Annotated in this window: 3 protein-coding genes, 2 tRNA genes and 5 rRNA genes (2 of these 10 running past the window's edge); 1 reads left to right on the top strand and 9 read right to left on the bottom strand. The window is 38.6% G+C overall.

All coding sequences use genetic code 11. The features are described from left to right. The 5 genes from ACTG48_RS01025 to ACTG48_RS01005 form a co-directional block, all read right to left on the bottom strand. Positions 1–1,324 (bottom strand): 23S ribosomal RNA (locus ACTG48_RS01025) (it extends 1,574 nt beyond the left edge of the window). Between the two features lie 311 nt (positions 1,325–1,635). Beyond that, positions 1,636–1,711 (bottom strand) — tRNA-Ala (locus ACTG48_RS01020). Between the two features lie 55 nt (positions 1,712–1,766). Continuing rightward, a 16S ribosomal RNA gene (locus ACTG48_RS01015) occupies positions 1,767–3,269 on the bottom strand. The 16S and 23S rRNA genes sit together here with 1 tRNA gene alongside, the layout of an rRNA operon. Positions 3,270–4,073: 804 nt before the next feature. Beyond that, positions 4,074–4,613, bottom strand: coding sequence for an anaerobic ribonucleoside-triphosphate reductase activating protein (gene nrdG / locus ACTG48_RS01010; RefSeq protein WP_021382529.1), 540 nt, complete (start codon positions 4,611–4,613; stop codon positions 4,074–4,076). A 20-nt stretch (positions 4,614–4,633) separates the two neighbouring features. Beyond that, positions 4,634–6,985 carry an anaerobic ribonucleoside triphosphate reductase gene (locus ACTG48_RS01005; protein ID WP_479917877.1) on the bottom strand — a complete coding sequence of 784 codons (2,352 nt, stop codon included), beginning with the start codon at positions 6,983–6,985 and terminating at the stop codon, positions 4,634–4,636. Between the two features lie 372 nt (positions 6,986–7,357). Between ACTG48_RS01005 and ACTG48_RS01000 the strand changes: the two genes are divergently transcribed. Next, positions 7,358–8,542 (top strand): pyridoxal phosphate-dependent aminotransferase, encoded by a 1,185-nt coding sequence (locus ACTG48_RS01000; protein WP_479917876.1) that lies wholly within the window; start codon positions 7,358–7,360, stop codon positions 8,540–8,542. Between the two features lie 316 nt (positions 8,543–8,858). On the opposite strand, the gene rrf is transcribed toward ACTG48_RS01000, so the two are convergent. The 4 genes from rrf to ACTG48_RS00980 all read right to left on the bottom strand — a co-directional run. Continuing rightward, a 5S ribosomal RNA gene (rrf, locus tag ACTG48_RS00995) occupies positions 8,859–8,975 on the bottom strand. Positions 8,976–9,089: 114 nt separating this feature from the next. Continuing rightward, a 23S ribosomal RNA gene (locus ACTG48_RS00990) occupies positions 9,090–11,986 on the bottom strand. A 311-nt stretch (positions 11,987–12,297) separates the two neighbouring features. Next, positions 12,298–12,373: transfer RNA gene (locus tag ACTG48_RS00985), tRNA-Ala, on the bottom strand. A 55-nt stretch (positions 12,374–12,428) separates the two neighbouring features. After that, positions 12,429–12,500, bottom strand: a 16S ribosomal RNA gene (locus tag ACTG48_RS00980); it runs 1,431 nt beyond the window's last position.

The raw sequence follows: 12,500 nt of genomic DNA, 5'->3' as shown, positions 1-12,500 counted from the left end.
GGCCTGTGGGATTCTCACCCACATCTCGCTACTCATGCCAACATTCTCACTCCCATACTGTCCACATGTCCTTACGGTCATGCTTCAACCCGTATGGGAAGCTCCCCTACCCATCATTACTGATGCCGTAGCTTCGGTAGTAAGTTTTAGCCCCGGAAATCTTCGGCGCAGGATCACTCGACCAGTGAGCTATTACGCACTCTTTGAATGAGTGGCTGCTTCTAAGCCAACATCCTGGTTGTCTGTGCAATCCCACATCCTTTACCACTTAACTTACATTTAGGGACCTTAGCTGACGATCTGGGCTGTTGCCCTTTCGACTATGAATCTTATCACCCACAGTCTGACTCCCAAGTATAAGATGACGGCATTCGGAGTTTGATAGTCTTCGGTAGGTGCAATACCCCCTAGGACATTCAGTGCTCTACCTCCGTATCTCTCACCTTGAGGCTAGCCCTAAAGCTATTTCGGGGAGAACCAGCTATCTCCGGGCTCGATTGGAATTTCACCGCTACCCACAAGTCATCCCCGAGCTTTTCAACGCTCGTGGGTTCGGACCTCCACGAAATTTTACTTTCGCTTCATCCTGCTCATGGGTAGGTCGCCCGGTTTCGGGTCTACGTCAAGTAACTGAACGCTCAGTTAAAACTCGCTTTCGCTACGGCTCCACACCTTAAGTGCTTAACCTTGCTACTTAACGTAACTCGTTGGCCCGTTCTACAAAAAGTACGCGGTCACACAAGAAATGTGCTTCCACAGCTTGTAAGTGCAGGGTTTCAGGTTCTATTTCACTCCCCTCCCGGGGTTCTTTTCACCTTTCCCTCACGGTACTATACGCTATCGGTCACTAGGTAGTATTTAGCCTTGGAGGGTGGTCCCTCCTGCTTCCCACAGGGTTTCACGTGTCCCGTGGTACTCTGGATCATATCTAAAGTCTTCTCGTTTAACATACAGGACTATTACCTTCTGTGGTGGGTCTTTCCAAACCTCTTCAATTACGATACCTCTTCGTTATGATATGTCCGCAACCCCAATAAAGAAAACTTTATTGGTTTGGGCTATTCCGCGTTCGCTCGCCGCTACTTACGGAATCGAATTTCTTTCTCTTCCTTCAGGTACTTAGATGTTTCAGTTCCCTGAGTTCCCCTCATTAAGCTATGTATTCACTTAATGATACTTAGACATTACTCTAAGTGAGTTTCCTCATTCGGAAATCTTCGGATCAAAGTTTACGTGCAACTCCCCGAAGCTTATCGCAGCTTATCACGTCCTTCATCGGCTCCTAGTGCCAAGGCATCCGCCCTGCACCCTTAATAACTTGACCAGTTAAAAAGGTTTGATAGATTAAAGTCTATCAACTTGATAATTTTAAAAAGTTATCAGCTTTATATATTACAAATTAGATGTCATATCACTAAATATATATGCAGTTTTCAAAGTGCTAACGCACAGCGCCAACGGATAAATCCCGTTGCTTAAAGTGCTAACGCACGTCACCAACAAACAAACTTCACATTCGTTCAGTTTATTCTGTTGCTTAAGGTGCTAATGCACAAGGCTTGTATAAAAATAAGCTTAAAGTGCAATGTAAGAGTCTACTAGATAAATCAAAGATTTAAGTAATATGCTCTTAAATGGTGGAGATGAGGAGAGTCGAACTCCTGACCCCTTGCTTGCAAGGCAAGTGCTCTCCCAACTGAGCTACACCCCCAAATATGAAGTTCATAAAGAACTTTCAAAATTAAACAGTAGGCAATTCTCCTTAGAAAGGAGGTGATCCAGCCGCACCTTCCGATACGGCTACCTTGTTACGACTTCACCCCAGTTATTGATTCCACCTTCGACGACTTCTTCCAAAAGGTTAGATAATCGGCTTCGGGCGTCTCCAACTCCCGTGGTGTGACGGGCGGTGTGTACAAGACCCGGGAACGCATTCACCGCAGCATTCTGATCTGCGATTACTAGTAACTCCAGCTTCATGTAGGCGAGTTTCAGCCTACAATCCGAACTGAGAGTAGCTTTAAGGGATTAGCTCCACCTTACGGCTTGGCAACCCTCTGTACTACCCATTGTAGCACGTGTGTAGCCCTAAGCATAAGGGGCATGATGATTTGACGTCATCCCCACCTTCCTCCAGGTTATCCCTGGCAGTCTCTCTAGAGTGCCCAACTTAATGATGGCAACTAAAGACAAGGGTTGCGCTCGTTGCGGGACTTAACCCAACATCTCACGACACGAGCTGACGACAACCATGCACCACCTGTCACCAATGTCCCCGAAGGGAAGTCTCCGATTAAGGAGATGTCATTGGGATGTCAAGCTTAGGTAAGGTTCTTCGCGTTGCTTCGAATTAAACCACATGCTCCGCTACTTGTGCGGGTCCCCGTCAATTCCTTTGAGTTTCACTCTTGCGAGCGTACTTCCCAGGCGGAGTACTTAATGCGTTAGCTGCGGCACCGAGGGGGGTAACCCCCGACACCTAGTACTCATCGTTTACAGCGTGGACTACCAGGGTATCTAATCCTGTTTGCTCCCCACGCTTTCGTGCCTCAGCGTCAGTTACAGTCCAGAGAGCCGCCTTCGCAACTGGTGTTCCTCCTAATATCTACGCATTTCACCGCTACACTAGGAATTCCACTCTCCTCTCCTGCACTCAAGTCTCCCAGTTTCAAGAGCTTACTACGGTTGAGCCGTAGCCTTTCACTCCTGACTTGAAAGACCGCCTACGCACCCTTTACGCCCAGTAAATCCGGATAACGCTAGCCCCCTACGTATTACCGCGGCTGCTGGCACGTAGTTAGCCGGGGCTTCCTCCTCAAGTACCGTCATTATCTTCCTTGAGGACAGAGTTTTACGACCCGAAGGCCTTCATCACTCACGCGGCGTTGCTGCATCAGGCTTTCGCCCATTGTGCAATATTCCCCACTGCTGCCTCCCGTAGGAGTTTGGACCGTGTCTCAGTTCCAATGTGGCCGATCACCCTCTCAGGTCGGCTACTGATCGTCGCCTTGGTAAGCCGTTACCTTACCAACTAGCTAATCAGACGCGGGTCCATCCTGTACTGGCTCACCTTTGATATTTAAGAGATGCCTCTCAAATATATTATCCCGTATTAGCATACCTTTCGGTATGTTATCCGTGTGTACAGGGTAGGTTACCCACGCGTTACTCACCCGTCCGCCGCTCTTTACCGAAGTAAATCGCTCAACTTGCATGTGTTAGGCACGCCGCCAGCGTTCATCCTGAGCCAGGATCAAACTCTCAAATAAAAGTTTATCAGGCTCAGATACTATTGTTATCAAAATATCTGGCTTTATGGTTTGTTTCTTGTTTTATAAATTAACCTACTGTTTAATTTTCAAAGTTCTTTATGCTTTATCTGTTTGCCCTTTTCTTGAGGACAAGTATTACTATACCAACTTTTCCTTTTAGAGTCAATAACTTTTTTTACATTTTTTATTTTCAAATATCTTATTTATCTATATATGGTTATATTATCCACATTATAAACAACTGATTCATATTGTTTTAACTTATTACATTAAATATTATCCACATTACAAACATATTTATCCACAAATTACAAAATTTAATATTTTTTATACAAATACATACTTTATATGTAATTAGCTTTATTCATTCGACTGATTTATATTATAAAATTTATTTCTAAGCTAAATACAAACCAAGAAATTCAGTTAAAATACCTATTTTAAACCTTTTCTATTTTTTAAGATACTTAATACTAATATTAGTAATACTAGGTAAGTAACTTTTTAAGATACTTATCAACATTTAATCATTTATTTAAATATTTCTACTATAGTAATTAAATATCTTTAAATCCCAATTGAATATTCTAGTTTCTTAGCAAAGAATCCATTACTTCATATCTGATATATTTTTAGAAACTATACATTAAACTAATCTAACTTATAAAATAGTTAAATTAGAATAACACAATGAGTATTTTTATTTAACCATTATATCTTAATATAATACAAATTTAAGACATTACATAAAGATAGATGGGAGTAAATATATTAATATATTTACTCCCATCTATTTATATTTTATTCTGCTATAGATAAATCATCTTTCATGTATTGTTCAACTAAAAATACTTTTTTATATTTCAAACTTTTTTGTACATCAATTATTCTTTGATTTGATGAACCTCTAAACTTTAAACTTATATCTTTTTTCTCAGCTATAAATTTTCCATCTACTAAAATATCAATTTGTTTTAGTAAATTTAGATTTTTAAAATATCTACTATTTTTCTTATCTAATAACTGCTCAAATGTAAATCCAGTATATGACCATACATCCAATCCGTTTCTTTTAGCTTCTTTTGCAATTTCTTCTAATGGTTCCGGTTGTAAAAATGGTTCTCCCCCTGATAATGTAATACCCTTTTGTAACTTTAATGATTTTATCTTATTTATAATTTCTTCTGTATCCATATAAAATCCCCCACATAAATCGTGTGTCTGAGGATTATGGCATTCTTTACAATTATGGATACATCCTTGAGTCCATATTACCATCCTTAATCCTGGTCCATCAACTATACTGTCATGACTTATAGTAGATGACATTCTTATTTTCATAACTATTCCTCCAAATAAAACTATCTATGCTTTACCCTATCTCTTACTTCAGCTTTTTTTGCATTATTAAATCTGTCAACTGTGCCAACTAAATATCCTGTTATTCTTCTTATTCTTTCAAATTTGATATCACTTTCATCTTCATTTCTTCCACATACAGGACATATGTTACTTGCTATTACACCTGAAAAACCACATATTGGATCTCTATCTACAGGATGATTTATGCTTCCATATCCTATGCCTAAGTCTTTCATGGCTTTTATAACTGTCTCAAAAGCTTCTAGATTATCTGATGGATCTCCATCTAATTCCACATATGTTATATGACCTGCATTAGTCAGTTCATGATATGGAGCTTCTATCTCGATTTTGTCATATGCACTTATATTATAATAAACTGGTACATGGAATGAGTTAGTGTAATATTCTTTGTCTGTTATACCTTTAATTTCTCCATATACTTTTTTATCTATTTTAGTAAATCTACCTGAAAGACCTTCTGCTGGTGTACCCATTAAAGAGAAATTTAATTTGTATTTATTTGTCGCTTCATCCATTCTAGCTCTCATATGTGACACTATTTTTAATCCTAATTCTTGAGCTTCTTTACTTTCTCCATGATGTTTACCTATAAGAGCAATAAGACACTCTGCTAAACCTATAAATCCAATTGTCAATGTTCCTTGTTTTATTACTTCTTTTAATGTATCTTCTGGTCCTAAGTCATCAGAGCCTTTCCATACTCCTTGCCCCATCAAGAATGGGAAATTCTTCATTTTTTTATTTCCTTGAACCTCAAGACGCTCTAATAATTGTTCTATAATTAAGTCTATCTTCTCATCTAATTCTTCAAAAAAGCTGTCTAAATTAGCTTTTTCACCAGTTACAATACCATGTTTTATACCCAGTCTAGGTAAATTAACTGTAGTAAAAGATATATTTCCTCTACCACTAACTGTTTCTGAACCACATACATTACTAAGTACTCTTGTTCTACAACCCATATATGTAGCCTCTGTATCTGGTTCACCTTTTCTGTAATACTTAGCATTAAAAGGCGCATCTAAGAAACTAAAATTAGGAAATAGTCTTTTAGCTGATACTCTGCATGATAATTTAAATAAATCATAGTTAGGGTCTTCAGGATTCAAATTTACTCCTTCTTTAACCTTAAATATTAAAATTGGAAAAATTGGTGTTTCTCCATTACCTAGTCCTCTTTCTTGAGATAATAGAAGATTTTTAGTTACCATTCTTCCTTCTTCAGAAATATCTGTTCCAAAGTTCACACTTGAAAATGGTACTTGTGCACCTGCTCTAGAATGCATTGTATTTAAATTATGTATAAATGCTTCCATAGATTGGTATGTTTTTTTATCAGTTTCTCTATATGATTCTTCAAATGCAAAGTTCTGCATGTTATTTACAAGTTCTTCATCAATATCAAAAGTTTCTATTAATTTCTCTTTTTCTAAATTTAGATATAGTTCTTCTCTCTTAAGACCAACCTTTTGATTTGTTTCTTTCTCTGTATTATATACTATGTCCTTTATTGCATCATTATTTTCAATTCCTTTAAATAACTTTAATGCTTTAGCTAAGTTTCCTATGTAAAATTTCTTAAAGGTCTTATATACACCTTCAGCCAATCCATAATCGAAAAATGGTATACTTTGACCTCCATGTTGATCATTTTGATTACTTTGTATAGCGATTGCAGCTAATGCTCCATAACTTATTATATCTTGTGGTTCTCTTAAAAATCCATGTCCTGTTGAAAATCCACCATTAAATAGTTTTTTAACATCTATCTGGCAACAAGTTAATGTACCCATATTTAAAAAGTCCATATCATGTATGTGTATATCTCCATTCTCATGGGCAAAAGAATGTTCTGGCTTTAATATATGAGTCTTACAAAATTCTTTAGATACAGTGCTTCCATATTGTAGCATAGTTCCCATAGCTGTATTACCATTAATGTTTGCATTTTCTCTTTTTATGTCAGCATCTTCTGCATCCTCAAAAGTAATCTCCTCTATTGCCTTCATCAATCTTGTTTTTGAATTTCTTATTCTACTTCTTTCAGTCCTATATATTATGTATTCTTCGCTAGTTTTTGCATGACCAGTTTCTATAAGAATCTTAACTACTGAATCTTGAATATCTTCAACACTTGGAACTGTTTCTGAATATTTATGATTTAAAAATCTTATTACTTCCTGAGTTAATTGCTCAGATAATTTATAATCGGGTACTATTCCTTCCCTTTCTGCAACATTTGTCGCTGCTAAGAATATAGCTCTTGTTATTCTATCTTCATTAAATGGGATTACTCTTCCATCTCTTTTTTTTACGAATTCAACCAATTAAAAAAACCTCCTATTACTATATATTGTATTTTATTAATCTACATACCACTATATGTAGTATATTAAGTCTAAAAAAATCCCCTTCAACTAAGTTAAAGGGATTATCTTAATAATTTCTATATTAAGATTACCAAATTTGTACATAATAGTCAAACTTACGCAAGTCATTGCAAATACTATCTAGATATTTTGAACAGTAGCGTTTCTAACAACTCTGAGAGTCAAAATTTTTTTCTCTTTTTTTTACACTAATTTTAGGCAAAAAACGTATAATTTCATATACATTAATGTATATATCTACAAATTTCCTTATGTAAATTCTTTAAAATTGTCGTATAATATAAATAATAATTTAAAAGGAGGCATTTTATGTTATCAAAAAGACTAAACTTTATAACTCCATCCTACACAATAGGGATTAGTTCAAAAGTTAAAGAAATGGAAAATAACGGAATTAAAGTAATAAATCTTAGTATAGGAGAACCTGATTTCAACGTACCTAATAATGCAAAAACTTATGGTATTGATTCTTTAAATAAAGATTGTACTAAATATGATTTAGTTCCAGGATTAAAAATACTTAGAGAGGAAATTTGTAAAAAACTTATTAATGAAAATAACTGTAAATATTCAATAGATGAAATAGTCATATCAAGTGGAGCAAAAAACTCTATAACAAATACTTTACTAGCTTTAACAGATGAAGGAGATGAAGTATTATTGCCAAAACCTTATTGGGTTAGTTATCCTGAAATGGTTAAATTGGTTAATGCCATTCCAGTTTTCATTGATACTAAAAAAGAAAATGAATTCAAGTTAACAAAAGATGAGCTTGAAAAATCTATAACAAATAAAACAAAAATTCTTGTAATAAATAATCCTTCAAATCCTACTGGTAGTGTTTATACAAGAGATGAATTAATAGAAATAGTAGATGTATGTATACAAAATAAAATATATATTTTAGCCGATGAAATATATGAAAAAATATGCTATAACGGAGAATTTACATCAATTGCATCATTAAGTGAGGAAGCCAAAGATATAACAATAACTGTAAATGGTTTTTCTAAATCTGCTGCAATGACTGGATTAAGACTAGGATATACAGCATCTAATAAAACGATTGCTAAAGCAATGAGCTCTATACAAGGACATCTTATATCTCATCCAAGTTTAACAGCACAATACATAGCATATGGAGCCTTAAAAGATTGCTCAACTGATATAGATAATATGGTTAAGACATATAAATCTAGAAGAGACTTAATTACATCAAAATTAGACTCTATCGAAAATGTAGGATATGTAAATCCAAATGGCGCATTTTATGCATTTATAGACCTTTCTAAAGTATCTGAGAGATTTGAGTATAAGGATAGCTTTTCTATAGAATTTTGTAATCAATTTCTAGAAGAATATAACGTTGCAGTTGTTCCTGGAATAGCATTTGGTATGGATAAATATATTCGTATATCTTATGCTTGCAGTGAAAATACTTTCTTATCTGGATTAGATAAATTAAAAGAGTTTGTATATAAAATAATGGCATAATAACAATTTAAATTAAATAATTCCCAGATATAATTGTATTAAATGATAGTTAACATACCAAATAAGTATATAAAATTTATTTAATAATTTAACTAAAATATTAGATAAAAAAATGAAAGAGGCTGTCTCAAAAGAGAGATAAGCCTCTTTTTCATTGTTGAAATGATAAAAATATATTTGATTTCACACAAAGAAGAGTGCCTCATAAACTAAAAAGTTCATTTTGAGACACCCCCCTTTATTTTTCAATTAAAACATTAAATCAAATAAAATGTTGAATTAATGTGCTAATTTAATTTATCATAATAAAAAGATTACGTGGCTACGTCCTACTCTCCCAGGCAGTTTCCCACCAAGTACCATCAGCGCTAGAGAGCTTAACTTCTGTGTTCGGAATGGGAACAGGTGTATCCTCTCTGCTATTGTAACCACATAATCTCTATGCTTAATATATCTATTAAGTTATTAGAATCTAGTAATACTAGTTTCTTTAGAGTTAGCACTCTAAAAACTACACATATATTTTACTGAATGAACATCAAATAATTTGGTCAAGTCCTCGACCTATTAGTATCGATAAGCTAAATACATTGCTGCACTTACACCTTCGACCTATCAACCAGATAGTCTTTCTGGGGTCTTACCCTTGCGGTGGGAAATCTTATCTTGAAGTTGGCTTCGCGCTTAGATGCTTTCAGCGCTTATCCATTCCGTACATAGCTACCCAGCCATGCCCTTGGCAGAACAACTGGTACACCAGAGGTACGTCCATCCCGGTCCTCTCGTACTAAGGACAGGTCTTCTCAAATTTCCTACGCCTGCGACGGATAGGGACCGAACTGTCTCACGACGTTCTGAACCCAGCTCGCGTACCACTTTAATGGGCGAACAGCCCAACCCTTGGGACCTACTACAGCCCCAGGATGTGATGAGCCGACATCGAGGTGCCAAACCTCCCCGTCGATGTGGACTCTTGGGGGAGATAAGCCTGTTATCCCCAGGGTAGCTTTTATCCGTTGAGCGATGGCCCTTCCACGCAGAACCACCGGATCACTAAGTCCGATTTTCATCCTTGCTCGACCTGTATGTCTTGCAATCAAGCTCTCTTTTGCCTTTACACTCTACGTACGATTTCCGACCGTACTGAGAGAACCTTTGAGCGCCTCCGTTACCTTTTGGGAGGCGACCGCCCCAGTCAAACTGCCCACCTGACAGTGTCCCAAGACCAGATTCATGGCCTATGGTTAGAGTCCCAGTACTACAAGGGTGGTATCCCAAGGATGGCTCCGCCAAAACTGGCGTCCTGGTTTCAAAGCCTCCCACCTATCCTGTACATGTAGTACCAAGACCCAATGTCAAGCTACAGTAAAGCTCCATGGGGTCTTTCCGTCCTGTCGCAGGTATCCGGCATCTTCACCGGAATTACAATTTCACCGAGTCTGTTGTTGAGACAGTGCCCAAATCGTTACGCCTTTCGTGCGGGTCGGAACTTACCCGACAAGGAATTTCGCTACCTTAGGACCGTTATAGTTACGGCCGCCGTTTACTGGGGCTTAAGTTCACTGCTTCGATTGCTCTAACAGATCCCCTTAACCTTCCAGCACCGGGCAGGCGTCAGCTCCTATACATCGTCTTGCGACTTAGCAGAAACCTATGTTTTTGGTAAACAGTCGCTTGGGCCTATTCTCTGCGGCCACCGGATGGTGGCACCCCTTATCCCTAAGTTACGGGGTCATTTTGCCGAGTTCCTTAACAACAGTTCTCTCGCGGGCCTTAGGATACTCTCCTCACCCACCTGTGTCGGTTTGCGGTACGGGTACCTTTAACCTCGATAGAGACTTTTCTTGACAGTGTGAAATCAGCTACTTCGCTACTAAATTTCGCTCCCCATCACATCCCAGCATTATCAAAGCGGATTTACCTACTCTGACTGCCTCAATGCTTGGGCACACATAACCAACAGTGTGCTTAGCTTATCCTACTGTGTCATCCCATCTCTCAAACGGTTATCGGTAGTACAGGAATATCAACCTGTTGTCCATCACCTACGCCTTTCGGCCTCAGCTTAGGTCCCGACTAACCCAGGGCGGACGAACCTTCCCCTGGAAACCTTGGGTTTACGGCCTGTGGGATTCTCACCCACATCTCGCTACTCATGCCAACATTCTCACTCCCATACTGTCCACATGTCCTTACGGTCATGCTTCAACCCGTATGGGAAGCTCCCCTACCCATCATAATGATGCCGTAGCTTCGGTAGTAAGTTTTAGCCCCGGAAATCTTCGGCGCAGGATCACTCGACCAGTGAGCTATTACGCACTCTTTGAATGAGTGGCTGCTTCTAAGCCAACATCCTGGTTGTCTGTGCAATCCCACATCCTTTACCACTTAACTTACATTTAGGGACCTTAGCTGACGATCTGGGCTGTTGCCCTTTCGACTATGAATCTTATCACCCACAGTCTGACTCCCAAGTATAAGATGACGGCATTCGGAGTTTGATAGTCTTCGGTAGGTGCAATACCCCCTAGGACATTCAGTGCTCTACCTCCGTATCTCTCACCTTGAGGCTAGCCCTAAAGCTATTTCGGGGAGAACCAGCTATCTCCGGGCTCGATTGGAATTTCACCGCTACCCACAAGTCATCCCCGAGCTTTTCAACGCTCGTGGGTTCGGACCTCCACGAAATTTTACTTTCGCTTCATCCTGCTCATGGGTAGGTCGCCCGGTTTCGGGTCTACGTCAAGTAACTGAACGCTCAGTTAAAACTCGCTTTCGCTACGGCTCCACACCTTAAGTGCTTAACCTTGCTACTTAACGTAACTCGTTGGCCCGTTCTACAAAAAGTACGCGGTCACACAAGAAATGTGCTTCCACAGCTTGTAAGTGCAGGGTTTCAGGTTCTATTTCACTCCCCTCCCGGGGTTCTTTTCACCTTTCCCTCACGGTACTATACGCTATCGGTCACTAGGTAGTATTTAGCCTTGGAGGGTGGTCCCTCCTGCTTCCCACAGGGTTTCACGTGTCCCGTGGTACTCTGGATCATATCTAAAGTCTTCTCGTTTAACATACAGGACTATTACCTTCTGTGGTGGGTCTTTCCAAACCTCTTCAATTACGATACCTCTTCGTTATGATATGTCCGCAACCCCAATAAAGAAAACTTTATTGGTTTGGGCTATTCCGCGTTCGCTCGCCGCTACTTACGGAATCGAATTTCTTTCTCTTCCTTCAGGTACTTAGATGTTTCAGTTCCCTGAGTTCCCCTCATTAAGCTATGTATTCACTTAATGATACTTAGACATTACTCTAAGTGAGTTTCCTCATTCGGAAATCTTCGGATCAAAGTTTACGTGCAACTCCCCGAAGCTTATCGCAGCTTATCACGTCCTTCATCGGCTCCTAGTGCCAAGGCATCCGCCCTGCACCCTTAATAACTTGACCAGTTAAAAAGGTTTGATAGATTAAAGTCTATCAACTTGATAATTTTAAAAAGTTATCAGCTTTATATATTACAAATTAGATGTCATATCACTAAATATATATGCAGTTTTCAAAGTGCTAACGCACAGCGCCAACGGATAAATCCCGTTGCTTAAAGTGCTAACGCACGTCACCAACAAACAAACTTCACATTCGTTCAGTTTATTCTGTTGCTTAAGGTGCTAATGCACAAGGCTTGTATAAAAATAAGCTTAAAGTGCAATGTAAGAGTCTACTAGATAAATCAAAGATTTAAGTAATATGCTCTTAAATGGTGGAGATGAGGAGAGTCGAACTCCTGACCCCTTGCTTGCAAGGCAAGTGCTCTCCCAACTGAGCTACACCCCCAAATATGAAGTTCATAAAGAACTTTCAAAATTAAACAGTAGGCAATTCTCCTTAGAAAGGAGGTGATCCAGCCGCACCTTCCGATACGGCTACCTTGTTACGACTTCACCCCAGTTATTGATTCCAC

This window comes from Clostridioides sp. LIBA-6822 (assembly GCF_056688955.1).
The sequence above is the reverse complement of the archived record's forward strand: the minus strand, read 5'-3'. Positions and strand labels throughout refer to the sequence as shown.